Source organism: Comamonas sp. 23, from assembly GCF_049601575.1.
Taxonomy (GTDB): domain Bacteria; phylum Pseudomonadota; class Gammaproteobacteria; order Burkholderiales; family Burkholderiaceae_C; genus Comamonas; species Comamonas squillarum.
Window position 1 is genome coordinate 4,370,441 of record NZ_CP187127.1, and the last position, 25,609, is coordinate 4,396,049.

General features: G+C 64.1%; 26 protein-coding genes and 1 pseudogene. 17 read left to right on the top strand and 10 right to left on the bottom strand.

Annotated elements, in window-relative coordinates:
• Positions 1–61: 61 nt before the first annotated feature.
• On the top strand, positions 62–2,110 hold the full coding sequence (locus ACPEE1_RS19710; protein ID WP_182344983.1) for a DUF5979 domain-containing protein: 2,049 nt from the start codon (positions 62–64) through the stop codon (positions 2,108–2,110).
• Between the two features lie 90 nt (positions 2,111–2,200).
• Here the strand turns inward: ACPEE1_RS19710 and ACPEE1_RS19715 are convergent, their stop codons facing one another.
• From ACPEE1_RS19715 to ACPEE1_RS19735, 5 genes are all read right to left on the bottom strand, one after another.
• Positions 2,201–4,057, bottom strand: coding sequence for an Hsp70 family protein (locus ACPEE1_RS19715; RefSeq protein WP_423934539.1), 1,857 nt, complete (start codon positions 4,055–4,057; stop codon positions 2,201–2,203).
• A 3-nt stretch (positions 4,058–4,060) separates the two neighbouring features.
• A complete protein-coding gene (locus tag ACPEE1_RS19720) occupies positions 4,061–4,735 on the bottom strand; it encodes a DUF2760 domain-containing protein (RefSeq protein ID WP_182344981.1) in 675 nt (224 codons plus the stop codon).
• Positions 4,736–5,144: 409 nt separating this feature from the next.
• On the bottom strand, positions 5,145–7,289 hold the full coding sequence (locus ACPEE1_RS19725) for a TonB-dependent receptor family protein (RefSeq protein ID WP_423934542.1): 2,145 nt from the start codon (positions 7,287–7,289) through the stop codon (positions 5,145–5,147).
• 82 nt (positions 7,290–7,371) lie between these two features.
• Positions 7,372–9,702 carry a helicase C-terminal domain-containing protein gene (locus ACPEE1_RS19730; RefSeq protein ID WP_423934545.1) on the bottom strand — a complete coding sequence of 777 codons (2,331 nt, stop codon included), beginning with the start codon at positions 9,700–9,702 and terminating at the stop codon, positions 7,372–7,374.
• On the bottom strand, positions 9,699–11,507 hold the full coding sequence (locus tag ACPEE1_RS19735) for a VRR-NUC domain-containing protein (protein ID WP_423934547.1): 1,809 nt from the start codon (positions 11,505–11,507) through the stop codon (positions 9,699–9,701). Before ACPEE1_RS19735 ends, ACPEE1_RS19730 begins: the two co-directional genes overlap by 4 nt.
• 301 nt (positions 11,508–11,808) lie before the next feature.
• Between ACPEE1_RS19735 and ACPEE1_RS19740 the strand changes: the two genes are divergently transcribed.
• The 4 genes from ACPEE1_RS19740 to ACPEE1_RS19755 are packed head-to-tail and all read left to right on the top strand — an operon-like array spanning position 11,809 to position 14,466.
• On the top strand, positions 11,809–12,294 hold the full coding sequence (locus ACPEE1_RS19740) for a hypothetical protein (RefSeq protein WP_423936475.1): 486 nt from the start codon (positions 11,809–11,811) through the stop codon (positions 12,292–12,294).
• Positions 12,291–12,785: a hypothetical protein gene (locus tag ACPEE1_RS19745; protein ID WP_021028932.1), complete on the top strand. Its 495-nt coding sequence runs from the start codon at positions 12,291–12,293 to the stop codon at positions 12,783–12,785. Before ACPEE1_RS19740 ends, ACPEE1_RS19745 begins: the two co-directional genes overlap by 4 nt.
• A gap of 55 nt (positions 12,786–12,840) precedes the next feature.
• Positions 12,841–13,467, top strand: coding sequence for a superoxide dismutase (locus ACPEE1_RS19750; protein ID WP_423934550.1), 627 nt, complete (start codon positions 12,841–12,843; stop codon positions 13,465–13,467).
• Between the two features lie 60 nt (positions 13,468–13,527).
• Positions 13,528–14,466, top strand: coding sequence for a ZIP family metal transporter (locus ACPEE1_RS19755; protein ID WP_423936477.1), 939 nt, complete (start codon positions 13,528–13,530; stop codon positions 14,464–14,466).
• A gap of 80 nt (positions 14,467–14,546) precedes the next feature.
• Here the strand turns inward: ACPEE1_RS19755 and ACPEE1_RS19760 are convergent, their stop codons facing one another.
• Together ACPEE1_RS19760 and ACPEE1_RS19765 are read right to left on the bottom strand one after the other, a co-directional pair.
• On the bottom strand, positions 14,547–14,954 hold the full coding sequence (locus ACPEE1_RS19760) for a hypothetical protein (RefSeq protein ID WP_423934552.1): 408 nt from the start codon (positions 14,952–14,954) through the stop codon (positions 14,547–14,549).
• A 188-nt stretch (positions 14,955–15,142) separates the two neighbouring features.
• Positions 15,143–15,427: a helix-turn-helix domain-containing protein gene (locus ACPEE1_RS19765; protein ID WP_182344975.1), complete on the bottom strand. Its 285-nt coding sequence runs from the start codon at positions 15,425–15,427 to the stop codon at positions 15,143–15,145.
• Between the two features lie 88 nt (positions 15,428–15,515).
• On the opposite strand from ACPEE1_RS19765, the gene ACPEE1_RS19770 reads away from it, so the two are divergent.
• On the top strand, positions 15,516–15,944 hold the full coding sequence (locus ACPEE1_RS19770; RefSeq protein WP_423934556.1) for a hypothetical protein: 429 nt from the start codon (positions 15,516–15,518) through the stop codon (positions 15,942–15,944).
• Between the two features lie 680 nt (positions 15,945–16,624).
• On the opposite strand, the gene ACPEE1_RS19775 is transcribed toward ACPEE1_RS19770, so the two are convergent.
• Positions 16,625–17,620 carry a TonB-dependent receptor gene (locus ACPEE1_RS19775; protein WP_423934558.1) on the bottom strand — a complete coding sequence of 332 codons (996 nt, stop codon included), beginning with the start codon at positions 17,618–17,620 and terminating at the stop codon, positions 16,625–16,627.
• A 99-nt stretch (positions 17,621–17,719) separates the two neighbouring features.
• Here ACPEE1_RS19775 and ACPEE1_RS19780 point away from each other — a divergent pair, with 99 nt between their 5' ends.
• From ACPEE1_RS19780 to ACPEE1_RS19825, 10 genes are all read left to right on the top strand, one after another.
• Positions 17,720–18,343: a TetR/AcrR family transcriptional regulator gene (locus ACPEE1_RS19780; RefSeq protein WP_027011382.1), complete on the top strand. Its 624-nt coding sequence runs from the start codon at positions 17,720–17,722 to the stop codon at positions 18,341–18,343.
• 397 nt (positions 18,344–18,740) lie between these two features.
• A complete protein-coding gene (locus ACPEE1_RS19785; RefSeq protein WP_116927743.1) occupies positions 18,741–18,968 on the top strand; it encodes a hypothetical protein in 228 nt (75 codons plus the stop codon).
• Positions 18,969–19,046: 78 nt separating this feature from the next.
• Complete coding sequence (locus ACPEE1_RS19790) at positions 19,047–19,382, top strand: DUF4148 domain-containing protein (RefSeq protein ID WP_116927742.1); 336 nt, start codon at positions 19,047–19,049, stop codon at positions 19,380–19,382.
• Between the two features lie 58 nt (positions 19,383–19,440).
• Positions 19,441–20,223, top strand: coding sequence for a DUF692 family multinuclear iron-containing protein (locus ACPEE1_RS19795; RefSeq protein ID WP_182344973.1), 783 nt, complete (start codon positions 19,441–19,443; stop codon positions 20,221–20,223).
• Positions 20,196–20,477, top strand: a complete 282-nt coding sequence (locus ACPEE1_RS19800; RefSeq protein ID WP_182344972.1) for a putative DNA-binding domain-containing protein — start codon at positions 20,196–20,198, stop codon at positions 20,475–20,477. The genes ACPEE1_RS19795 and ACPEE1_RS19800 overlap by 28 nt, the downstream gene beginning before the upstream one ends.
• Positions 20,440–20,895 carry a DoxX family protein gene (locus tag ACPEE1_RS19805; protein ID WP_232539524.1) on the top strand — a complete coding sequence of 152 codons (456 nt, stop codon included), beginning with the start codon at positions 20,440–20,442 and terminating at the stop codon, positions 20,893–20,895. The genes ACPEE1_RS19800 and ACPEE1_RS19805 overlap by 38 nt, the downstream gene beginning before the upstream one ends.
• Positions 20,896–20,907: 12 nt before the next feature.
• A complete protein-coding gene (locus tag ACPEE1_RS19810; RefSeq protein WP_182344970.1) occupies positions 20,908–21,477 on the top strand; it encodes a sigma-70 family RNA polymerase sigma factor in 570 nt (189 codons plus the stop codon).
• Entirely contained in the window at positions 21,474–21,689 is a 216-nt protein-coding gene (locus tag ACPEE1_RS19815) for a hypothetical protein (protein ID WP_423934564.1), read from the top strand. Before ACPEE1_RS19810 ends, ACPEE1_RS19815 begins: the two co-directional genes overlap by 4 nt.
• A 147-nt stretch (positions 21,690–21,836) precedes the next feature.
• Complete coding sequence (locus tag ACPEE1_RS19820; protein ID WP_423934567.1) at positions 21,837–22,238, top strand: DUF3224 domain-containing protein; 402 nt, start codon at positions 21,837–21,839, stop codon at positions 22,236–22,238.
• A 207-nt stretch (positions 22,239–22,445) separates the two neighbouring features.
• The gene (locus ACPEE1_RS19825) at positions 22,446–22,931 is read left to right on the top strand and encodes a hypothetical protein (protein ID WP_423934569.1); all 486 of its coding nucleotides are present in this window, start codon (positions 22,446–22,448) and stop codon (positions 22,929–22,931) included.
• A 126-nt stretch (positions 22,932–23,057) separates the two neighbouring features.
• Here the strand turns inward: ACPEE1_RS19825 and ACPEE1_RS19830 are convergent, their stop codons facing one another.
• Positions 23,058–24,266, bottom strand: coding sequence for a TonB-dependent siderophore receptor (locus tag ACPEE1_RS19830; protein ID WP_423934572.1), 1,209 nt, complete (start codon positions 24,264–24,266; stop codon positions 23,058–23,060).
• On the opposite strand from ACPEE1_RS19830, the pseudogene ACPEE1_RS19835 reads away from it, so the two are divergent.
• Positions 24,265–25,043 (top strand): annotated as a pseudogene (locus tag ACPEE1_RS19835) (ATP-binding protein). The gene ACPEE1_RS19830 and the pseudogene ACPEE1_RS19835 sit on opposite strands and share 2 nt — an antisense overlap.
• A gap of 84 nt (positions 25,044–25,127) precedes the next feature.
• Here the strand turns inward: ACPEE1_RS19835 and ACPEE1_RS19840 are convergent.
• Positions 25,128–25,535 (bottom strand): BLUF domain-containing protein, encoded by a 408-nt coding sequence (locus ACPEE1_RS19840; RefSeq protein ID WP_116927733.1) that lies wholly within the window; start codon positions 25,533–25,535, stop codon positions 25,128–25,130.
• Positions 25,536–25,609 lie beyond the last annotated feature (74 nt).

The following is a 25,609-nucleotide window of genomic DNA, read 5'->3' on the forward strand; positions in this document are numbered from 1 at the left end:
GTATATTTATTACAAATACGCCATGCACCTCGCTTCCGAATCCGCGACTTCGCATCTGAACTTGTCCCGCTCCGTTACGCCTTTGGGCAAGGCTGCCCTCCATGGCAGCTTGCTCGCAGGGTTGTTTGCAGCACCTCAGATAGCGCTGGCCTGCCCAGCCAACCTCAGCGCATCGACTTACACCACGCAGGCTTCGGACAATGGTCTGACCTGCGTCTACACCGCAGACCCCATGGCCGTTACCGTCAATGGATGGCTGGCCACCGGTTTGGTGCAAATCACTGGCAACACCACCGTCAATGGCGTGCTGACCGTCACCGACACCAACGGCGACAACAGCCGGGGCATCCTGTTGTCTGGTGCTGGGAATGGCGCTTTTTTGAAGGACGTCACGATCAACAAACCCAGCGGTGCCAACAATGCCGCTGGGATTGAGAAAGCCGGCTCCGGCGTGGTCACCTTCCAGGGCAATGTCACGGTCAGTTCCAACACCGGAGCGCCTTCGGCCAGAATCAACACCCGCGATGGAGTGCGCAACAACGCAGGCACGGCCAACTACCAAAAAGACCTCAGCATCACCAGCCAAGGCGGCACCCGCTCGGGCCTGTATGTGGGCGCGGGCACGGTCACGGTGGGCGGTAATCTCACGCTCGATTTCCAATCCACCTACTACGCCGGCTACAGCTACGCACCGCTATGGAGCCAGGGCGGCACCACCACCGTAACAGGTACCACCACGGTCAACACGGCAGCCGCCTCGGGCCTCACGCCAGGCGTCGTGGTGACGAATTCCCAAGTCACCCTGAATGGCGCTACCAGCGTGACGGTGGCAGGCACAGGTGCTGCAGCCGTGGATATCCGCATCGGCGGCGTTGCCGGGTGGCCGCTGGCGGGCAACACCATCACCGCATCGGGTGCCGCAGGCATTGGCCTGCAACTGCGCAGCAATGGCAGCTTTAGCGCAGGCTCGGGCCTTGTCGTCAACGCGCAGGGCAGCTCTTTCAACTACCTCTCGGCCAGCGGAAGTACCAGCCTGGATGCAGTCACCGCCACGACGGCCCCGGTGGTCTGGAACGCCGATGCCACCAGCACGGCCACCTACACCGGCAACGAAGGCCACTACAAGGGCAGCAGCCAGTTGGCGAGCGGCGGTCAGCTGACCTTGAACCTGAACCGCGCCGCCTTGTGGGAGGCCACCGCCGCCTCGTCCTTTACGGTGCTGAACCTGCAAAGCGATGCGCTGCTCGATGCCTCCTTGCTGCCCAGCCTGGCAGCCACGGGCAACCTGAGCAATGCCGGGGGCATCGTGTCGCTCGCTCGCAGCGATGCCAGCCCCAACAACACCCTGGCCTTGGCGGGTACCTACACCGCCAATGGCGGCAGCCTGGTGCTCAACACCGTGCTCAACGATGGCTCCACCTCGGTGAGTGATGTGCTGCAGGTGAATGCGACAGCGGCAGGTGGCAGCCCCACCCTGCTCTCGGTGCTGCCCGATGCGGCCAGCGCGCCGGCCTTCACCACCGGCAAAGGCATTTTGGTGGTGCGCGTGACCGGCGGCGCAGCCAGCTCGGCGGCCAGTGTCTTTGCGCTGCCAGACGGTTTCCTGGACGCCGGCGGCATCCGCTATGAACTGGTGCGTGACGCAGACGATGGCAACTGGTACCTGCGCTCTGTCGCCGCTGCGCAGCTGACCGTGAACAAGGTGGTCACCGGGCCTGCAGGCGCGGCGCCCTTTGCCGGTGAGATTCCGTTTACCGTGAGCTGCACCGGCCCGGCAACGTCCTTCAGCGGCAGCCTGGTGGTGGCGGCCAACCAGGGCAGCGCTGCCCCCATCACCATCCAGCAAGGCAGCGCCTGCACGGTGGCCGAAGGCGCGCTGCCCACCGCCCCTGCGGGCTACCGTTGGGCCGAACCCAGCTACACGCAGCCTGCGGCCATTGCCGCTGGTGCCAACACTGCGACCATTACCAACACCTTGGTCTCTAACGCCACCCCCACCGATGCCGGGACGCTCAAGCAAGTGCCGACCCTGGGCACCTGGGCCGTCAGCGCGCTGTCGCTCACCATGGCACTGCTGGGCCTGGGCCGCATGCGCCGACGCACGACCTGATCGCGCTGCCTTGCTGCGGCCAGACGCAAAAATGCCACCTCCTGGTGGCATTTTTTTTGGGCGGTGCTGCGTTGGCCAGCCTAGTTCAATTTACTGCTCCGCCGCCGCCTGCGCCCGCACATCAAACTCCACCTTCCAGCGCTCGCTGCCGCCCACGGGCACGGCGTTGAGTTCCAGCGTGCCGATATCGGTCACGCGGGCATGCAAGGTGACGGGGACGACCTCGCCCTTGGCGCGGCCTTCGGCGGGCAGGTTCAGCTCGATCTCCTGCAGCTCCAGCAGCTCCTCGGGGCCCCAGAAGTCGAGCATGGTGCCGACGGCATCGCTGCGTCGCACGCTGGAGCCAAAGAAGCGCATGCGCACTGGCTCGCCCACGACGAGACCAAACTCCTGCGTGTCGAGGGCTGCCTCGCTGCCCTCTTCCATGCCAAACGGTGCCAGGCACAGCGCGGACATAGGGGGCTCCATGCCGGGGATCGCAGGCATGTTGGATTCGACGCCGACATAGTAGGACTGCGCGGTGCCGCCCCGGATGCGCACACCCCGGCCTTCGCGCACATGGCCGTAGTAGGCAGCGCCACGGGCGACGGCCAGGTCCAGGTTGGCGCCGTCCAGCAGGCGCGCGGGGGCGGCGCCTTCGGCGGCCAGCCAGCTGTTCAGCACTTCGGTGATGCGCTGCTCAATCTGTGGCGCCTTGAGCACGCCGCCGTTGAACAGGATCGCGGTGGGGTGCAGAAAGCTGGCGCCTTCGGGCTGGGTGCCCTGCAGGCCATCGATCTGCTCGGTCACGCCGGCCTGGCGCGACAGGAAGGCGGCCAGGTGGCGGGTCACCGCAGCATCTTGCGCATAGGGCAGACCCAGCTGCGTCAGCGCGCCACGCGCGCGGCTGATGGGCTTGTCGCTGACGGCCACTTGCGGGAAGAAGCCTTCGACCAGGGTGGCCAGCACTTCGCTGCGGGTCACCTCGGTGCGGATGCTGCCGCCGATCAGCTTGCTGCCCCGGCTGGGCACCACCACGGGTACGGATTGCAGCGCCGCATCGGACAGCAGCTGCTCCTTGGCGGCGCGGCAGCCATGGGCCAGTGCGCGGGTTTGCCAGGCGTCGAGCTGCTTGCCTTCTTGCGCCAGCTTTCGCGCCACGGCGTAGGCCAGGGCCAGGTCCATGTTGTCGCCACCCAGCAGGATGTGCTCACCTACGGCCACGCGCTGCAAGGCCAGGTTGCCATCGCGCTCGAGTACCGCAATCAAGGACAGGTCGGTGGTGCCACCGCCCACGTCGACGACGAGGATCACATCGCCGCTTTGCACCTGCTTGCGCCAGTCGCCGCCGCTCGCCTGGATCCAGCTGTAGAGCGCCGCTTGCGGCTCTTCGAGCAAGCTGAGCTTCTGGAAGCCGGCCGCCTTGCAGGCCTCGGCCGTCAGCTCGCGCGCGGCCGGGTCAAAGGATGCGGGGATGGTGACGGTGATGTCCTGCGCATCAAACGGCGCCTCGGGATGGGCCTGCTCCCAGGCCCAGCGCAGGTGCGACAGGTAGCGGATCGAGGCCGTCAGCGGCGATACGCGGTGCACCTCGGCCGGGGCATCGGCTGGTAGTAGCGGGCTGCGGCGGTCCACACCGGGGTGGCACAGCCAGCTTTTGGCGCTGGAGACCAGGCGGATCGGCGTCGCCGCGCCGCGTGCGCGGGCAAACTCGCCGACGACAAAATCCTGCTGCGCGCCCCAGGGCAACGCCATGTCGGCGGCGCTCAGCTCGCTCTCATGGGGCAGGTACAAAAACGACGGCAGCAAGGGCCGCGCCTCGATGCTGGCGGGCGCCGTGAGCTGGGGGATGGCCAGCACATGCTGGACCAGGTTGTCACCATCGCTGGCGCTCTTGTCCACATAGGACAGCGCGCAGTGCGTGGTCCCCAGGTCGATACCGATGCTGAATTGGGCTGGTGTTTGCATGGTTTAGAGCTCCACCTCAGCCTGGGCCAGCACCTTGGCGGCGGCCGTGTCGGTCAGCTGCGGCAGCTTGACCTCCGTCACCTGCCAGCCCCGGTGGCCCAGGGTGCCGGTGAACGGGGCCTGGCCCACCACATGGCCGGTCAGGCGCACGGCTGCGGCATCAAAGCCGGCCTGCAAGGTGATGCGGCTGCCTTCGGCCTCGGTACGCACAGGGGCCAGCGCGAAATGCTCGCGCAGCACCTTGCGGCAGCCTTCATGCACCACGCGGGCGGCGGCGCCAATCTCGGCATCGGTGTAGGGCGCCACGTCTTCCTGGATAAAGTCGACAAAGCGGGCCTCGCGCTGGAGCAGACCCAGCAGCTGCAGCGCAGCGGTCTCGGTGGGCAGCTGCACGGTTTTTTCGACGACCTTCTCGACCAGCTTTTCCACCGGCACTTCGACCCGCTTCTCTACCGTCTTCTCAACGATTTTCTCGACCGGCACTTCGATGCGGACTTCAACGATCTTCTCGACCGGCACTTCAACGCGCACTTCCTGCGGAGGCACATCGGCCGCCAGGCGCTCACCGCCACGCACGCGCTGCACATCGGCGGCCAGGCGGCCATTGCCCAGAATGGCGAAGAAGCTGCCGATCGCAATGGCGATGCGGCTGAAAAAAGATGGGGGGGTGTTGTTCATGGAGGCACCAACAGACACCCGCCAGGACGCTGTGGCGCTGCGCGGCCAGGGCCGGGGCAGTTGCACCGCGCAGGCGGGTGGTTTTAAAAATGGGGTTTGCGGCAAGCACTGGGCCCGGCACCTACAGCCAGCGGCCAGCCCGCAAAACCGGGGATTTTACCGGCTGGCCCTATGCCCCCGTGCGATGCACCAGCAAGCCGGGAGCGCCGGCTTGGCGGTGGATGGACGCTCAACGCCGCTAACACGGCCCAGCAAACCGAAGGTTTGCGGTTGAGACTAGGCGTCCCCGACTAGGCGTCCCCGACTAGGCGTCCCCGACTAGGCGCCAAGCCGCAGACAGTACGTTAGTACGGCAAGGCTTGGCGCGGCCGGCGAGGCAACGACGTATCAAGGGTCGTGTTAGTGGCGCTTAGAACTGGTAGCTGACGTTGACGCCACTGGCCCAGTTGCGCCCCATCGCGCTTTCAAAATAGCGCTGGTTGCCGTCATTGACGATGACCGAGCCGATGTAGTTCTTGTCGAACACATTGTTGACGCGTGCAAAGGCGGCCAAGGTCCAGCGCGGGGCGATCTGTGCGCGGTAGCCCAGGCTGAGCGCGGTGGTGGCGTAACCCGGGGCGGCCTGGGTGTTGGCATCGTTGGCCTGCACATTGGAGCTGGCCTGCACACCCATGCCGACGGTCCAGGCCGGGGCAAAGTGCCAGTCAGCGCCCAGGTAGGCGTTGTGGCGTGCCAGGCCGGGCAGGCGCTGGCCGGCGGTGCCGCTGCCCGACTCCTCGCGAAAGCGCGCATCCAGCCAGGTGTAGGCGGCGCGCAGCTGCCAGTCACGCATCAGATCCAGCTGGGCCGACAGCTCCAGCCCCTGGCGCCGGGTCTTGCCGGCATTGCGGTAGGTGGTGCGGCCACCAGCGCTCTGGTCGGTCACGATCTCGTCACTGCTGTGCGACTGGAACAGCGCCGCACTCCAGAGCCCGCGCAGCGCATCGCCACGCAGCTGCTGGCGGTAGCCCAGCTCCCACTGCGTGCTGCTGGTGGGCCGCAGATCGGTGTTCAGGCCCGAGCCGCTGTTGCGGTAAGACATCTCGGTGATGCTCGGCGTCTCAAACCCGCGCCCCACGCTGGCGTAGATGGTCTGCTGCGGGCTGAGCTGGTAGGAGAGCGAGGCAACAGGCAGCAGCTTGCTGTGGCGGCTGCTGCCACTGTCGTCGCCATTGCCGGGGGTGATGTAGTAGTCGTCCGAGCTGAAGCGCACGCGGCTATAGCGCAGGCCGGTGTCCAGGCTCCAGCGCGGGGCCAGCTGCCAGCGCGCCTGCACAAAGGGGTCAGTGCTGCTGACCTTGTTTTTCTCATCGCGGCGCAGCTGGCCGCGCAGGCCATAGGTGTCGCCGATAAAGTTCTCGTAGCCCTGGCGGTTTTCGGTCATCTGCTGCAGATCCAGCCCCGCGCTCAGCTGCAGCGGCACGATGGTGTCGAACTCGCCCACCCAGACCAGGCGGGCGCCCGCATAGTCGCGCGCCATGTCGATCACGCCGCCGGCGTGGCCCGACGCCAGCTGCGGCGCCTTGGGGATGGACTGGTACTGCAGCATGCTACGGTGGCCGTAGTAGGCCGACAGGCTCAGGCTTTGGCGGGCGTTGATGCGCAGGTCATAGGTGGCGCCCAGCTGCTGCTGCTCCAGCGATTTGCGCGTGTTGTACTGCTCGGCCACGCTGCTGGCTTGGCGCGGATTGGCCTGCCACTGCGCCATGGTCAGGCCCTGCGGGTCTTGCGCATCGCCCCGGGTGTGGTTGGCCACCAGGGTCAGCTTGTCGTCATGCGCCAGCGGAATCACCAGCTTGGCATTGAGCAGGTTGCGGTCGGCCTCGCTGTGCTCGCGGTAGCCATCGGTCATGAAGCGGCTGGTGCTCAGCACATAGCCCATGCCGCCTTCCGTCTGGCCGCTGGCCTTCAGGCTGTAGCGCTGCTGGCCATCGCTGCCCACGCTCACGCCGGTCTCCAGCTTCAGCGGGCCTTGCGGGTCTTCGGTGTAAAAGCTCAGCACGCCCCCCGAGGCATTGCCGTACAGCGCCGAATACGGGCCGCGCAGCACCTCCACCCGCTCCAGACTGGAGATATCGACATTCGAGGTCTGGCCCTGGCCATCGGGCATGGTCGCGGGGATGCCGTCGACATACAGGCGCACGCCGCGCACACCAAAGGTGGAGCGCGCGCCATAGCCGCGCACGCTTAGCTGCAAGTCCTGGGCGTAGTTGTTACGGTTGTTCAGCGTCAGGCCCGGCACGCTGCCCAGCGCTTCGGACAGGTTGACCTGCATCTGCCGATCCTGCAGCTCGCTGCCCTCCACCACATTGGCCGATGCCGGCAGTTGCAGCAGATCGGCCGTGCCAACGGCCGAGCGCACCGACACGGTCGGCAAGGTGGCTTCGGCAGCGGGGGTTTCAGCGGTGGAGGGGGTTGCTGGTGCGGTCTGCGCGGCGGCGGACAGGGCGCACAGCAGCGCAGCGGCCCCGGCCACAGGGCGCAGGGGCGAGAGAGAAAAGGCTTGGATCGGCATAGAGGCCGCTATTTTCTTACAGCGTTTGATGCTATGGGAAATTTGGTACATAAACCCCTGCTCTCCTCTGAGAAACCCCAATCTACCACCGTTGCGGCTGCCACCAGCTAGGCAGCAGCGCGCGCACCTGGGCGCGGTGAAAGCGGTCGTCGATCAGCACCACCACGCCCCGGTCATCCTCACTGCGAATCACCCGCCCAGCCGCCTGCACCACCTTGCGCAGCCCCGGGTAGAGGTAGGTGTAGTCATAGGCCTTGGCAGCGCCAAAGCGCTGGGCCATGGCCTGCTGCATATGCGTGTTGATGGGGTTGACCTGGGGCAGGCCCAGGGTGGCAATAAAGGCGCCTATCAGCCGGTTGCCCGGCAAGTCCACCCCTTCTGAAAACGCCCCGCCCAGCACGGCCAGGCCAATGCCCTGCCCGGCCTCGTCAAAGCGCGCCAAAAAGGCGGCGCGCCCGGCATCATCCATGGCCGAGGTCTGGCAGAACAGCGGCAGCTGCGGCTGCAGGCGCTGCATGCATTTGGCCGCGCGCTGCAAATAATCAAAGCTGCTGAAAAAGCAGAGGTAGTTGCCCGGCTGGCGGGCAAACTGCGCTGCCACCACTTCGGCAATCGGCACCAGCGACTGCGCCCGGTCCTGGTAGCGGGTGGAGATATGCCCCGCAATCTGCACCTGCAGCTGCGCGGCCTGGAAGGGCGACGGCACATCGACCCACTGCGTGGTGGGCGGCAGGCCCAGCAGATCCTGGTAGAAGGCCTGCGGCCCCAGGGTGCCGGAGAACAGCACCGTGGCGCAGGCGGCGCTATGGCGCGCGGCCAGGTGCGGCGCGGGCACCACATTGCGGATGCAGAGCGTGGACATCGGCCCCCGGCGGCCGGCAGATGCACCGCCCAAAGCACTGCCCCATAGGCTGATATCAAACAGCGCATGCGGCCCCAGCTGCTCGGCCAGGTTCAGCCAAGAGAGTGCCTCCAGGTAAAAGCCCAGCACCGCGTCGCCCGGCAGCATGGGGCTGTCGCCCTGGGCCTGGGCAATGGCGGCCACGGCGCGCTGCACGGCGCCCAGCAGGCCGGGTGGCAGCTCGGCATAGACCTGGTAGTCCTGGCCGCCCTCTTGCTGGGCCTTGTTCAGGGCCGTCCATTGCCGGTTCAAGGCATCCAGCGATTTCTTGACCGGGCCGGTTGCCGCCTTGCGCGCTGCTGCCAGGGTGTGCTGCGGCAGCTCGGCCGTGTACATGCGGCGGGCGCGTTCGAGCAGGTTGTGGGCCTCGTCCACCAGCACGCCCACCTTCCACTGGTGGGCCTGGGTCAGCGCGTACAGCATCGCGGCGCTGTCGTAAAAGTAGTGGTAGTCGCCAACGACCACATCGCTCCAGCGCGCCAGCTCCTGGGTCAGGTAATAGGGGCAGACCTGGTGCTGCAGCGCCAGCGTACGTACCCTGTCGGGCGTCAGCATCGGCTCCTGCGCCAGGGCCTGGGCGCGGGCAGCGGGCAGGCGGTCGTAAAAGCCCTGGGCCAGCGGGCAGGATTCGCCATGGCAGGCCTTGTCCGGGTGCTCGCAGCTTTTGTCGCGCGCCTGCAGATCCACCACGCGCAGCGGCACCGCGCCCGTCTGGCCCTGCAGCGCCGTCTGCAACAGGCCCAGCGCATGCAAGGCCAGCCGATGGCCGGTGGTCTTGGCGGTCAGAAAAAACAGCTTGTCCAAGCCTTGCTCTGCACTGGCCTTGAGCATGGGGAAGATGGTGGCCACGGTCTTGCCAATGCCGGTGGGCGCCTGCGCCATCAAACAGCTGCCGCCGCCCGCCTGCAAACCCGCCTTGGCCGTGCGGTACACCGCCACCGACAGCGCCCGCTGCCCGGTACGGAACTGCGCAAACGGAAAGCGCAGCGCCGTGAGCGCCGCATCCCGCGCGCTGCGGTGCGCGGCCTCGCTGCGCGCCCAATCCAAAAACAAGCGGCATTGCTGCTCAAAAAACGCCTGCAGCTCGGCGGCGCTGAAGGGCTCGGCCAGCACCGTCTCTTGCTGCGTGCCCACGTTGAAATAGACCAGCGCCACCTTCAAGCGGGGCAGGCCCCGCTCCAGGCACAGCAGATGGCCGTAGACCTTGGCCTGCGCCCAGTGCAGGGCGCGGTGGTTGTCGCGCACGCTGTCGATCTGGCCCCGGTAGGTCTTGATTTCTTCGAGCTGACCCAGGGCCGGGTCAAAGCCATCGGCGCGGCCGCGTACCTGCAGGTCTTCAAAGCTGCCCGCCAGGCGCAGCTCCGCCTCATAGCCCGCGCCCCGGCGGGCACGCACCAGGCCATGGCCTTCGATGCCTTCCAGCGCCGATGGCGCTGGCGTAAAGCGCAAATCCAGATCGCCCGCGCGGGCGGTGAACTCGCACAAGGCGCGCACCGCCACGGTGTAGCTCATGCGCCCGCCTCGCGCCACTGCACATGGCAGACGCCCACGGGGATGCCATGGGCGGCGCAGTATTCCAGCCAGCGGATCTGGTTGTCCTGCAGCTTGTCGCCTGGGCCCTTGACCTCCACCAGCTGGTAGCGCCCTTCCTGCGGCCAAAAGCGCACCAGATCCGGAAAGCCCGTGCGGTTGGCCTGCAGGTTGCCAAGCAGGCGCTGGAACAGAAGTTGGAGGTGGGCCGCCGGTATGCAGGCCAGCGCATGGTCCAGCAGCGCCTGCGTCAACGTGCCCCAAAACACAAAGGGCGATTGCAGGCCAGCCTTGTCGGCAAAGCGCTGGCGGATTACCTCGGCGTAGCTACCGTCGTCCAAGGTCGCCAGACAAGCCTCAAACAGCGCCGCACGCCGCGCAACAAAATCGGGCGCATAGACATCGGCCGGCCCCGCCTGGAACGGATGAAAAAACGCCCCCGGCAAAGGCGCAAAAATCGCCGGCCAGCACAGCAGACCAAACAGCGAGTTGACCAGCGCGTTCTCGACATAAAACACCGGTGCGTCCTCGCGGTGCCAGTGGTCGCGCAAGGCGTACTCCACCGGCATCAGGCGCAGGCCTTCGGTGGCATCGGCGGTGTTCATCGCGTCGCCAGCGCGCAAGGCGGCCTCCAACGCGGCCGCATCGCTCAGCGCATCCATCGCCGCCAGATCGGGCGCCATGCGTGGCATGCGCAGCACGCGCTCCAGCGCCACATCCTCGCGCAGCTGCGCCACCTCGGGTTTGAGCGCGCGGCGGCTGGCGCTGCGCTGGCCCAGGTGGCGGCGCAGGCGTGGCAGCATGCGGGCCAGGCGCTGGCTTTCTTCATCGCTTTCGGGCTGCTGCGCGGCTGCGCTGGCGAGGGCCAGAGCCTCGTCAAAACGCTCCATGCGTTCGAGCACGCGCATGCGGCGGTGGCGTGCGCCCGGATAGCGGCTGGCGGCATAGGCCTGCTCGGCCAGCGCCCAGCTTTGGCTGCGCTCGCAGGCCTGGCCCAGGCGCAGCAGCACCTTGGCGTGGCGCTGCTGCAGCCAGGGGTTGGCGCTGCGCCAGGCGGCCAGCGCGTCCATCAAGGCCTGGCGGTCTTCGTCCTCATCCACCGCCTGGCGCCACTGCTGCAGCTGGCGGTAGCCCTGCACATCGGCACGGGTCTGGAAGGCGCGCGACTGCGCATCAAAGGCCACCGTCTCGTATTTGAAGATGCCCAGGTCGGCCAGCACAAACTCCGACCAGTCCTGGTGCAGATTGCCAAAGAACATCAGCCGCAAGCCTTCGGCCAGCTCGCCGACCGTCACGCGCCAGGCGGCATGCTCGGCCTGGGGGTGCCAGCTTCGGTAGGGCTGCAGCTGCTCTTGGGCTTCTTGCTCGGTGCTTGGATCAGACTGCTGAGCCCATTGCGCAAGCTGGGCCAGCATGTCTGCCTTGCGCAGCGAGCGTGCCAATCCGGCGTTGGCAAAGATCTGCAGCAGCTCGGGCTTGGTGTGCAGCGCAAACAGCTCGGCCAGCGCCATGTCGGCATCGGCATCGATCCAGCCCAGTGCCAGCAGGGGCTGTGCGGCAGCATGCACATCGGGGATTTCGTCGTAGACCAGCTTGTCCGCGCGGAACCAGGGCCCGCGCCGCATCAGCATGCGCACCATCAGCGCCTGCGACGGCATGGGGGCCTGCGCAAAGTCCGCCAAAAACTGCTGCTCCTGCGCATCGAGCACATCGCCATAGCGTTGCCCCAGCCACTGCAGCGCGCGCTCGAAGTTGTGCAGGTAGTAGTAGCGGTGGGGGGCCAGCATGGGGGGTCGGATGCGGTGAAGGTGAGTGATAGCTTATCTGTATTTTTATACAGCTATTTTAACTTTGCCGCCATGTCCCCTTCTGGCCCTCAGGCTCGCGCAGCCGATAGCACTATTCCACTGCTTGCAGGCAGGCTATATACAAATGAGTTTGCGAATAGAAACGATTCTCATTTATTATGTTTTTATTTGACGCTGCCTTGATGCCGAGCAAAGTGTTTTCCGTTTATCCCGTGGAGGCGAGCCAACCGTGCCAAACCCAGACAGTGACATCCATCCGTTGGTGCAGGAGCACGGTGTGATGCTGCGCCACTATGCTGCACTGCAAGCGCGCTGCACGGCCCAGGTCGATGCACTGCGCGCGGAAGTCGAGGCGCTGCGCGCCCAAGTCACCCAGCTGCGGGCCCAGGTCATCATGCGCGACAGCGCCCTCATCTGGGAGCGCGAGGACCGCCTGGTGCACCTGTCGGCCATCGCCAACCGCGCGGCCGTCACGGCCGTGCGCCGCTGTGTGGACCCGGCCGCGACGATGGAAGTGGCCGCCGTGCCCCCGCCCCCACCCGATGCCTATCTGCAAGAGCTGGGCCAGCATGCCACCAACCTGGTGATCTGCCAGACCGGCTGCATCAGCCACGGGGGTTACTGGCGCGAGCATGACCAATGCAAGCGCCTGGGCAGCACCTGCCTGCTCGAAGACCCCCAGGCCTTTGTCCCCACAGAAACCGCCAAGGCCTCGCACGCCTGGGTGATGACGGCGGCCAGCGTGCCCGCCAAGGAGCTGCCATGAGCTCGCGTTTTCCGTCCTCCGTATCGGGCCCGCTGCTGCTGCGCGAATGGGAGCGCCTGACCCAGACCGGCGTGGAAGCCAGCCGCGACAACCGCCCCGAGCAAGCGCTGGCCTGGCATGAGCATGCACTGCGCGTGGCGCACCAGCTGTTCCACGATGCGCCGGCCGGCGTCTGCGCCGATGACCGCCTGGCCGCCTTTGTGGTGGCGCACCTGAACCTGGCCGACTGCTTCAACACCTTGAGCCAGCCGATATCGGCCGGCGAGTGCATCAACTGCGCCCACCACCAGCTGCTGGCCTTGACGCGCGACGACCATGCCAGCGCCGATCTGCGATCGGCCGCCTGCAAGCACCTGCACCACACCTTTGCCGCCTTGACCGAGCACCACAACCGCTGCGCCGCCCGCGAGCGCGAGGATGCGATGGAGCGGCAGGCCCACAGCGTTCCCATGCCTTCGGGCAACCCGCCGCCGGGCACGCTGCTGCACTGACAGCCGCCGCACCGGCATTAACCCACTGTTCTCCACTCAACAACTGACACACGATATGTCCTATACCCTGCCCAAGCTGGCCTATGCCTACGATGCCCTGGAGCCCAATATTGACGCCCAGACGATGGAGATCCATTACAGCAAGCACCACCAGACCTATGTGAACAACCTCAATGCGGCGGTTGAAGGCACGGAGTTCGCCAACCTGCCCGTCGAAGCGCTGGTGGCCCAGGTGGAATCGCTGCCCGAGAAGCTGCGCCTGCCCGTGCGCAACAACGGCGGCGGCCACGCCAACCACAGCCTGTTCTGGGAAGTGATGTCGCCCAGCGGCGGGGGCCTGCCCCAAGGCGATGTGGCCCAGGCCATCGATGCCGACCTGGGTGGTTTTGACGCGTTCAAGGATGCCTTCACCAAGGCGGCACTGAGCCGTTTTGGCAGCGGCTGGGCCTGGCTGACCGTGACCCCTGCAGGCAAGCTGGCGGTGGAAAGCAGCGCCAACCAGGACTCGCCCCTGATGAAGGGCATTGGCTCGGGCAACACCCCCATCCTGGGCCTGGATGTGTGGGAGCACGCTTACTACCTGAAGTACCAAAACCGCCGCCCTGAATACATTGCCGCTTTCTACAATGTGGTGGACTGGGGCGTCGTTGCCCGCAAGTACGCCGCTGCACTGGGCAAGTAAGTCACTCCCTTCTTCGAGCACGCGAGCACGCACATGACCCCAGGCAACCAACCAATGGAAATGGACAACCAGCCCGATCCGCGCGATGACGCATCGCGCAGCACCGCCAGCCCTGCGCCAAAACCGGCGCTCAAGCTGCAAACCCGCATCGGTCTGTTGATCTGTGCCCTGGGGGTATTTGCGCTGGCCGCACTGATCTGGGATGGCTTGAAAAACCAGCCCTCGGTGCGCAACGCATTGCTGGGCGGCTGCATGGCCGCGCTGGCCACTGCCTTGGGCACCTTGCCCGTGCTGCTGGCCCAGCGCCCGTCGGAGCGCACACGGGATACCTTGTTTGGCTTTGGCGCCGGCGTGATGCTGGCCGCCTGCGCGTTCTCGCTGGTCATCCCCGCACTGGATGCCGCACGCGCCTCGAATATCTTTGGCGGCAGCGCCTGGGCTGCTGGCGGCGTCGTCGGCACCTCCATCCTGCTGGGCGGCATGGCCCTCTTGGTGATGGACCGCCTGCTGCCCCACGAACATTTCATCAAAGGCCGGGAAGGCGCCAGCGCCCAGCAGCTGCGCCGCACCTGGCTCTTTGTGTTTGCAATCATCCTGCACAACCTGCCAGAAGGCCTGGCCATTGGCGTGGGCTACGCCGGCAATGAAGGCATGCGCGCCAATGCGCTCGCCATCGGCATCTCCATCCAGGATGTCCCCGAAGGCTTTGTCGTCGCCGCCGCACTGCTGGCCGTCGGCTACAGCCGAGGCTTCTCCGTCCTGCTGGGCATCGCCTCCGGCCTGGTCGAACCCCTGGGCGCCGTCGCCGGCGCCGCCATCATCGGCAGCTCCGCCCTGCTTCTGCCTTGGGGCCTGGGCTTCGCCGCCGGCGCCATGCTCTTCGTCATCAGCCACGAAATCATCCCGGAATCGCACCGCAAGGGGCATGAGTTTTTTGCGACTACGGGGTTGATGGTGGGGTTTGTGTTGATGATGGTGTTGGATACGGCGCTGGGGTGAGGGGGCTGCGGGCGCGTTAGAGATACGCGCCAGTACTGCACGCGGCGTGCTAAGTGGCCCAGCGGATTCAGGAAAGATTGCTAACTCGCTGCGGTGGCAGCTAAGCCCGTCTGATATTTGAAGAGGCGCAACTCATGCTTGGCCCTAGATCGCTTATGCAGCAGTTCCTCAATGTCCAACACCCCAATATCAACACCATAGATGTCGTTCAGGTTGGTTGAAAGATCCTCAGCGACGAATACGTCGTCGAGATCGAAGATACCAACCGCTTCGAAATTTGTTCGATCGCCTGGCCCTTCGTGGTTCGCATCGCTCAAGCCAGGGAGCATGTCCACAGCGCGGCTGTATGCCGCCTCTGGGTCGCCGGCTGCGAACATATGCAATGCGAGAAAGTGATGTTCTTCACTGCGAAGAACCTCGTACGGCGGTGGATTGTTCAACCAAAGGTTTTCCTCCTTCATGAGGAAGTGAGCCACATACAAAGGCATAAGTGAGGTGCTTTCAAGGGATAAGGTTTACGGCGAATTTACGCCCTAATCGAGGAGAGCCTCTATCTCCGCTCCTTAACAGGAAAGAACAGGCAAAGGCACCAGATACACCGGGGCTATCCGACTTTCTCCACGCTCGCTCGCACACGCAGTTTTCCGCAACCCAAAGCTGCGTAGTCTGCCCCCTTTTAGCTTCGGCTTCTCGTCTTCTTGCTAGCTGCGAATAGGTTGCTATCCCGTCTTTCGAGGTATTCCGCAAGGACCTCCAACGGTGGCACACCAAGCGCCTCAGCGAACTCCACCAATTCCACAGCATCAATGCGACGCTCGCCGCGCTCGCACTTGGACACAAACGTCTGCGTGTTGCCAAGCCGCTGTGCCAGCTCCACTTGCGACACGCCCATACGCTTGCGCGTGGCAGTGAGAACGGACAGTAAGAGCTGGTAGTTGGGATTGTGGGTGGAGCGGTACATGGTGGATGGACATGAAACTGCTCACAAGTTAAAGTCCGTTCTGGAATAGTCTGAAATGGACTATTTCTGCAACCAAACCGCCCTCTGAATGCTTGCAAGCACGCCACCCGAGCGTCCGCATTTATGTATCAACCTGAAAGGATTTATTGCTATGGAGCACGAGCACAAGCTCCTTGTCGTGACCGATGAAGTCGTCAGTCAAACTTCCTTGGGTGAAGGCCTTATCGAAGTTGATCCCTCTGGTTCCGGAGTGGATGAGCAGGATGATGCTCGCATGCACCAACAAGCGCTGCGACGGTTCAGGCCTATACAGCTATGGATCTGTCTGCTGTTTTTCGTTGAAGGGGTCTTGGGAGTGTTTGTTGTTGGCTGGCCGGCGCTGATTCTTTGCATTCTGGGAATCTTGTATATGGCATGGGTGGCCAAGCGGTCTAATGCGCCAGCAAGTGAGGACATGAATCAAGGGCACATGTATGGCGGAGATGCAAGACTGCCGACCACCCGATGGCGGCCATAACGCCTAGTCAAATTGATCGACCGCATCCAGCCTAAAACAGCGATCAATGGCTGAGCACTGCCATCAGAAGCTCGATACCAACTTCGATGCAACGTCTACCCCTTTGAAGATCTCCCGGCCTCCGCCAACCCGAACTCCAAGAATTGCCGTTTACGATTCATCGGCTCTCTGCACCCCACCCCAATCCCCCCACAACCCCAAAGCTTATTTGCGAATGATTCTCAATTGAGCGTATACTGCACCCATGGCGTAGCAATTGCGGCTACTCCAAGGTTCATCGTGGGGCGACTTACCGGAACTGTCCGGAAGTCGTTTTTGCCAGCCAATGGTTCACACTAGCCACGCATTTTTTTGCGATGAACACCGGCTTCGATAGCGCCATTGCAGCGCAGCGATCCAGTCTCTGAAAACGCCTTTGCTCTGCCCTGCCAATGTTTGGCAAGCCAGCACCACCAGACCTTCTGTCTACCCTCCCCTGATCTCTCTCTATCTACACACATGCTGAGGGCATGTTTTTTTGCGTCTGCACAGTGCCTCGCGTTGACGGCATCTGCGCGCTTCAAACCGGGCCAACCCAACAAAAAGCCCAGACGCCCCCTGCCAACGGCAGCAGCAATCTGGGCTCACTCACATCACCCACCGCAGCGGCAAGCGCTGCAGCGGGCTAGCTACTAACTTAATTAAAAATCCACCGACGCCGACAGCGCAAACGTACGCGGCGCGCCCAGCGCCAGGCTGGACAGCTGGGGCATGCCCCAGTACGACTTGTTGGTCGCGTTCAGAACAGATGCCCGCAAGGTGACTGGTTTGTCGGCCACCTTGGTGATGTAGCGGGCGCCCAGGTCATAGGTGGTGCGGCCGGCGGCCCAGAGGCTGTTGTCGGCGCTGATGTACTGGCGGGATACGGCGGTGGCGTTGGCGCTGAGGGCCAGGCCTTGCACGCCAGGAACATCCCACTCCGCACCCAGCTTGCCTTGCCACTTGGGGGTGCCGGTGGCGAGCTTGCCTTGGTTGACGCCACCAGCGGTTTGCGTCAGCTTCGGGGCAGTGTAGGCCACGCCGCCCATCAAGCGCAGGCCGTGCATGGCGCTGCCGAAGAAGCTCCACTCAATGCCTCGGTTGCGCTGCTCACCGCCGAACGAGAAGACGTTGGTCACAGGGTCGGTATAGCTGCTGGGCCGGGTGATTTCGAACAGGCTGACGGTGTGGGCGAAGTCGCCCAGGTCGAGCTTCAGGCCCATCTCCTTTTGCTTGCTCTTGCAGGGCGCAAACACTTCGCCGGCGTTGGCGGCGGTCATCGGTGCGGTGGCGCCCTGGCTCAATCCTTCGATGTAGTTGGCGTAGAGCGAGAGGTTGTCGCTGGCCTTGACCAGCAGCGCAGCGGCGGGCGAGGTGGCGCTTTCGTCATAGCGCGAGGTACGCGCACCGGTGTTGATGTTGTAGCTGTCGCTGATCACCTGCTGGCGGCGCACGCCCAAGGTGAGCTGCACGTGGTGTTGCGCCATCGACAAGGTATCGGCCACGCCATAGCTGGCCAGGCGCACCTCGGTGTGCGAGATGTGGGGCGCGACAAAGTCGGCTGCCGGGCCCCATACCGGGTTGTAGAGGTTGGTGGTCCAGTCGGCGCCGGGCACACGATAGACAGCCCGCCCCAACGCGAAACGCAATAGGAACAATAGTTAGTTTAATAATACTAAACTAATAAATTACCGTACATCTTTTACAGCTATCGCAGCAGCGGTTTGGCTGACAATGGCCTGGCACCTGGAGAGAACATGGACCCTGAGAAAAAAGCAGCCCCGCGCGGGCGCCCGCGCCTGATCACGCAAGAGCGCATCGCCGATGCAGGTATCGAGATGGGCTTGCCCAACATCACCTTTGTGGGCGTGGCCAGCGCGCTGGGCGTGACGCATATGGCGCTGTACAAGCATGTGCCCAGCCTGGCCGAGCTCAAGCACATGGTGGCCGAGGAGATTTTTCGGCGCTGGGAGTTTTCTCTGCCCAAGGTGGGCGAACAAGAGGGCCTGCAGAACTACCTGGTCCGCTTCAGCGATTCGGTGCGCCAGTTCGCCAAGACCTACCCGGGCGTGACGCCCTATGTGATCCGCAGGCTGGTCGCCACCCCGGCGATGCTCGAGAAGATCGATACCCACCAGGAAGAAGTGGCGCAGGCCTACCGCATTGGCAAAGAGCAGTCGCGCTGGCTGCTGGCGACCATCGCCTTCCACGGCCTGGCCGCTGCCGATTCGGTGTACTCGGCCGCGCGCCAGGAGAGCGTGGTGCCCACCAGCTACGAGGCTGAGACCGCCGAGATGGAAGGTGATCTGGCCCAGGGCATGCATGCGCTGATCGCCGGCGCGCTGCTGCAGCTGCAGCTCGATCCGCAGCTGCAGCCCTGACGCTCTCGGGTCTGCCCCAGGCGCCCTCTGCCATGCGCCCCGCTACAGTCTGAACGCCGGCCCTGCTGACCCGCTGCATGGTCAGCCTTGGCCATGACTACGGCTCGCCTTCCAAAAAACGCCTTGTGCCTCATCGCTATCCGCTTCCATGCCATGGGCGCGAGCTCTGCAGCCACTAGCTAGTTGCTAGCCCGCAGCACCAGCAGCACTCACTCTCCCTGAAAACATCCACACCCTGGCCACTTTGGCAGGGCGGGCGCAGCCTTGCGCCTGCTTTTTTTGGCGGTCTCGATAAATATTTTCAAAAATATGTCAGGAATCGATCAGGTCGAACGACTTCATCAACGTGGCAGCGCTGTGCTGTGCACTTTCAACCTTTCATCACAGGAACGACACCATGAACATCAAGACCCTCACCACCTTGGCCGCCGCTGTCCTCGCCACCTCCGCCTGGGCCGCTGGCAGCCAGGACAGCAAATGCGGCGCAGGCAGCTGCGGCAAGAAGGAATCGAGCACCAAGGACGCCAACTGCTCCAAGAAGGATGGCGGCTGCTCGAAGAAGGACGGCGGTTGCTCCAAGAAGGACGGCGGCTGCTCCAAGAAGGATGGCGCGGGTACCCACTGACCCACTCCGTAACACACCACACAACACCAGGGTGAGCCTCCACGCTCACCCGCCCCCACCACAGAAAGGGTTCCAACCATGTCGACCACTACCAAGATCACTACCCGTCTTCTTCTGGCCGCCAGCCTGGCCTTTGCCGGCAGCGCCCAGGCCATGAGCACCGCCCCCGTGGGCAACGGCTCGGACTACCCGGCTTATGCCCCCTCCAACAGCAGCCTCAGCCGCGACCAGGTCCGGATGCAGTTCACCCAGGCCCGCATGGACGGCACGTTGCGTTTCGACGGCAATTTTGATGCGCCGCAGTTCAAAACCCAGCAACCCGGCATGGGCTTGAGCCGTGCCCAGGTCATCGAGGCCGCTTCCCAGGCCCGCATGGCCGGCACCTTGCCACAGGGTGACAGCTTTGGAGAGTAACGTTGGATGCGGGTTGGCCAAGCGCCAACTCGTGCCTCCACAGAAATGAGGACACCACATGATTGGCCTTGGCTTTCGACGTGAAATGCTCGACTGGGACATGTCCGCCGTGCATGCCGACTTCTTTGAGGTCGCACCCGAGAACTGGGTGCGCCGGGATCTGGCGCCGCTGCAGGCGCTGATCGACTCGGGACGCCCGGTCAACCTGCATGGCGTGGCCCTCAATCTGGGCGGCGCCGCACCACTGGACAGGTCCTTTCTGCGCGATCTGCGCCAGCTGATTGATGACCTGGGCACCCCGCTGTACTCCGACCACCTGGCCGCCAGCGGCGACAGCTTCCAGCTCTATGACCTGTTTGCCGTGCCTTTTACCGAGTCACATGCGCGCCGGGTGGCCGACCGCATCCGCGTCGTGCAAGATGCATTGGGCATGCGCATCGCGGTCGAGAACACGACCTGGTACACCAATGTGGGCGCGATGCCCGAAGCGGATTTTCTCGGCATGGTCCTCGACCAGGCGGACTGCCATCTGCTGCTGGACCTGAACAACCTGTCGGTCAACCACAAGAACCATGGCGGCCCCAGCCCGAGCGAATTCGTGCAAGGCCTGGACATGGGCCGCGTGAGCTACATGCATGTGGCGGGCCATGAGTTCGATGCGCGCTTTGACCTGTTCATGGACACGCACAGCCAGCCGGTGGAAGCACACACCCAGCAGCTCGCACGCAGCCTTGCCGAGCGCCATGGCACCCCCGTGCTGCTGGAATGGGACAACGATGTCCCCGGTATGGAGGTCATCAACCAGGAGCTGGCATGTCTGCGCACTTCTACGACTATGTAAGAGGTCTGTCCGACCAGGTGCCTGCGGGTTACAGCGACAACGGCATGCGTGCCTACCGCCACCTGGTCCACCTGGGCGCCAGCCAGATGGTGGAGGCGCATTTTCCGGAACTGCGCGAGCAACTGGGCGACGAGGCCTGGCGGGAATTGATCACCGCCTTTGTGCGCGACTCGCGCTGGAGCTCGCCCTACTATGGAGATATGAAAGATGCATTCCTTGAATTCATTGCACGTGAAAGCACGCGAGAAGATTGATGGCCTGGGTCTGCTGCTGCTGCGCCTGTGGGTGGGGCAGGAGTTTGTGCTGGCGGGTTTTCGTAAACTGTCATCGGGCTGGGAGGCACCGGCCTGGTTTGCAGGCCTGGACTTTCCCATTCCGGTGAGCTGGCTGCCTGCCAGCCTCAACTGGGGCATTGCAGGGCTTGCCGAGCTGGTGCTGGGCGTGGCGCTGATCATCGGGCTGGCATCGCGCATTGCCGCGCTGGGGCTGATCTTCATCACCTATGTGGCGGTGTACAGCGTGCATTTCGACCTGGGCTGGGCCGGTTGGAACCAGATCGACAGCGATGACGGCCTGGGCTTCAAGGTGCCCTTGATGCTGGGCATCATGCTGGTCGCCATTGTCAGCCAGGGGCCGGGCCGCTGGTCCCTGGACCGTTGTTGCCATCGATAAGCAAAGGAGTGTATGCACACCATCGCAGCAGAGATCACCGTCCAATGGCGCAGCGCCATGCTGCGCTTTGCAATGCTGCACCTGCCCTCGCGTGAAGAGGCTGAGGATGCCGTGCAAGATACCTTGGCGGCGCTGCTGCAGCTGGACCGCAGCAGCTTTGACGCCGCCCAGGCCAAGAGCTACCTGTTTGGCATTTTGCGCAACAAGATCAGCGACCGGCTGCGACAGAAATACCGCGCGCCCGTGAGCTATGACGAGGCTTTCCAGGACGACCTCGACCAAGTCCTGTTTGACAAGCGGGGCCATTGGGTTGAGGGCGTTGCGCCCACTACCTGGGTCAACCCCCAGCAGCAGCTGCAAAACGACCAGTTCTTCATCGTCGTCGACCTGTGTGTGCACAAGCTGCCGGCCAAGCCAGCGCGGGTGTTTTCCATGAAGGAGTTTCTGGAATGCGAGGCCGAGGAGATTTGCAGCACCTTGGGCATCACCAAGGCCGATTACTGGCAGTGCATGAGCCGCGCGCGCAAGCAGCTGCAGCTGTGCCTGCACCAAAACTGGTTTGACAAAGAGACTGCTTCATGAAATGCCGTGAATACATTTTTCAACTTACCTCCGGGCAAATGGAAGAGGCCGGCACGGCCGGCAAAATCGCCGCCTGGCAGCACCGCATGATCTGCTTTCGCTGCCGCGCCTTTACGCGCAATGACCAGGCGCTGCAAGACATGCTCAAGGGCTACAGCGATCATCTGCAAACGCCACCGAACCCGCCCGCCAAGCCCTCCTCGGAGAACTAAGGCCCGGACAGGATCGCCGGGGCACCGTCCCAACGACGGGTTGCCCCGAAGCGCACAGCCTCATCACCATGGAGATCACGATCACGACCCATGACTGTACATAAATACAGTGATAGATGAAAATGCCATTTTTGCCAGGACACTGCCATGGACCACATCGCCACCGGACGCTTTGACATCAAGCTGCAACCCGAAGGCCTGAGCCCGGTTGCCGAGGCCACCGGCCTGGGCCGGTTCTCGCTGGACAAACAATTCAGCGGCGACCTGCAGGCGACCAGCCAGGGCGAAATGCTGTCGTTCCGCAGCACGACCGCCGGCTCGGCCGGTTATGTGGCGATGGAGCACGTGCAAGGCAGCCTGCATGGCCGCAGCGGCAGCTTTGTGCTGCAGCACAGCGCCAGCATGGCGCAGGGCGAGTCCACGCAAAGCATCAGCGTCGTACCCGATTCGGCCACCGATGCACTGCAGGGCCTGCGCGGCAGCATGCAGATCACGATCGACAACGGCCAGCATTCCTACCGCTTTGTGTACCAGCTGCCTGAGGCTTGACGAGCCCCCAGCACCTTCGGCGACTGAAAAGTCCCGGGCCTGCAATCGCATGCAGGCCCGGGACTTTTTGCATGGGGCATCGTGGCCATGTTCCGAATACGTAGCCGCCCCGTAGAATCCAGATCCAATCTGTGCAGCTCCCTGGCGACCCCGCTGGTGGGTTCTCCACTTCAGCGCCCCATCCGCGCCCCGCGCAAAAGGCATGACATGACCCATGGATTCCGCGACAGCGCCGATGGCCTCCGTTACGAGGAGCACATCAGCTGGCCGATGCGGCTGTTTGTCGCGGTGATGGGCCTGGCGATGTTTCTCATCCCGGTACCCTTTGTCCAGCATGGCCACTGGGGCCTGCCCTGGTGGCAACTGCTGCTGCTGGCCGCCTGCATCACGGCGCCGGTGGTGCTGGGGGTGTTCTTTCTTTGCCTGGCATGCGGGCGCTGCCTGCGGCTGCATTTTGACCAGCGCCAGCACTGCCTGGTGCGCCATGGCCGCCTGCCACGGCCCCCGCGTGCCATTCCCTATGCTGATATCGAGCCGCCCAGCGTGCTGGAGCGCAGTGCCGAAGATGGGCCCTACTATGTCGTGCGCCTGCGTGTACGGGGCGAGCGCGCCATGCACCTGAGCAGCTTTGGCCTGCAGGCAGAGGCCCAGACCTGGTGCCAGCGCATCGCGGACGAGCTCCAGCAGCGATAGCGCAGACGGCCACAAAAAAGGACTCTGCAGCGCCAGCACAGGCTGGCACTGCAAAGTCCAGGGCTGCAGAGTGGGCTGCAGCATGGCAGATCTTGGCGGATCTGCCTTAGGAACGCGGTCCTTGGTTTAGAAGGTGGCCTTCAGGTTCAGACGCACGGTCCGGGGCTCGCCATAGATGGCGCCCGAGTAGAAGCCGTACTGGCGGTAGTAGGTCTTGTCGAACAGGTTGGAGATGTTCAGGGTGGCGACCAGGTCCTTGTTGATCTCATAGCGCGCCATCGCATGGAACAAGGTGTAGGCCTTCAGGTCGATATTGACATTGGCGCCTTCGGTCGGGTGGCTGGTGCCGGTGGCGACCTGGTGCATCTTGCTCTGTGCCGTGAGGCCCGTGCCCAGGGTAAGCTTGTTCCAGCTGCCGGGCAGGCGGTAGCTGGTGTTCAGGCGCAGCAGGTGCTTGGGATCATCCTCTGCGCCGGTGGCGTTGGGGTTATTCACCGACAGATAGGTGTAGCCGCCATAGACGTTCCAGCTTGGCGTGATGCGGCCGGAGAAGTCCAGCTCAATGCCCTTGGTGGTCAAGCCCGATGCGCCGTTGAGATAGGTGGTCACGCCCTCGTCGCCGGTCACGTAGAGCGGGTCGCCGTTGGCATCACGCGCAATCGTTGCCACATCCTTTTGCTGGTTGCGGAACACCGCCAGCGAGCCATCGAACTGGCCATCGAGCCATTCGCCCTTGACGCCCACTTCCATCGCGGTGCCGGACTTGGGATCGAGATACGTGCCATCGACGCGGCGCTGCGACTGGGCTTCGAACACATCGGTGTAGCTGGCGTAGAGCGAGTAGTTGCGATTCAGGTCATAGACGGCGCCCAGATAGGGCGTGACCTGGTGGCTGAAGTCCGAGGTGACGACGCCGTTGGAGAAGTTGCGCTGCCAGCTCAGGCGCGCGCCGACGATGACCGACAGCGGATCGGTGATGCTCAGGCGCGTGGCCGCATAGCTGCCATAGGTCTTGATGCGCGTGACGGTGTCCTTGCCGTTGCGGGCGGTGGTCACTTCGCCAATGCCTTGGCCGGTGCGGATGAACTCGCGCCAGTCACCGATCGCAAAGCCGTTGCTGATGCGGTTCATGCAGGCCACCGACTGGCCGGCGCTGTTGAAGCAGTCCAGGCCATAGGCGGTCGATGTGTTGTCGTTGTAGTTCGCGCCCATCATGAACTGGTGGCGCCGGCCCAGCGCCTCAAAGGGGCCGTTGAGCGTCCACTGCAGGTACTTGGTGGTGGTGTTGCTGGTGCTGCTGGCGGTGCGCTGGGTGGTGACCCCACTGCTGCGCATGGGCCAGGCCGCGCAGGCGCTGGAGCGCGATGTGGTCGCCGCGCCGCGCATGGACGAGGACGGCCCACGCGAAGTACGCCAGGCCGCGCATGCCTTGAACCGCATGCAGCAGCGCATTGCCGCCAACCTGACCGAGCGCACGCATTTTCTGGCCGCCGTATCGCATGATCTGCGCACGCCCATCACGCGCATGCGGCTGCGCCTGGAGCTGCTGGACAGCGCCGACCTGGACAATGGCAAGCAAAAGCTGCGCGGCGACTTGAGCTGCATGGAAGGCCTGATCGACAGCACCTTGGCCTTTATCCAGGCGCGGGAGCACCAGGGCCCGCTGCAGCAGATTGACCTGGATGCACTGGCCCGCAGCATCTGCCAGGACCGGCAGGAGCTAGGCCAGCCCGTCGATATCCGCGGCCACATCCGCGCGCCGGTGATGGGCCAGCCTCTGAGCCTGCGACGCGCGCTGGACAACCTGATCGACAACGCGCTGCGCTATGCCGGCAGCGCCAGCTTGGTGCTCGATGAAGATGAGGACCTTGCCCAGGTCTGCGTGGAGGACCGGGGCCCGGGCATGCGCCCGCGCAGCTCGAGCGCATGCGCCAGCCTTTTGAGCGCGGGGACGCATCACGCAACCAGAATACGGGTGGCCACGGCCTGGGCCTGAGCATTGTCGATGCCATTGCGCAGGCGCATGGCGGCGTGCTGTTGCTGCACAGCCGCGAACCGCAGGGCCTGTCGGCCTGCATGCGCATCCGCAAAAACAGGGTCAGCGCACGGTGATGGGCCTGGGGCATCTTGCTGGCCAAGGGTCCGCCACCACCATCGAGCGCGCTCGCCATCAGCGAGGGCGGCTAGGCCTTCCGGTCAGAGAATATCCAAGGTCTTGACCGCTTGGGCAAAGCGCTCCAGCGCCTCATAGGTATCTGCCTGGGCCAGCGCCGAGATGTTCAAACCGGTGCTGTCGATATCGCCATCCGCATAACCCATCACCCAGTTGGGAAAGCGCCGCTCGGGGCCGGACAGCCCCGAATCGATGACCCGGAAATCGGAATGCCGGGGGTCTGCCTGCAGATGGGATTCCAGCACCAGCATGGCCTCGGGCGCGCCCTCCACATACTGTGCAAACCAGTCGCCATCAAACACCAGCACGCCGGTGATGCCATGGATGGCATTCATCTCACGTGCCTGCTTGACGATGCGCCCCACCTCGGTGGGTCCATAGCCGGCAGCCAGCCTGCTGGTGTAGAGAAGGGATCGGAGAAAAGAAGGCATGGCTGCACTTTCGCTGTCAATATGTATGCAATGTACTGCTTGCCTCGGCGGGTGAGTGCCGGCTGAGGTCTTTT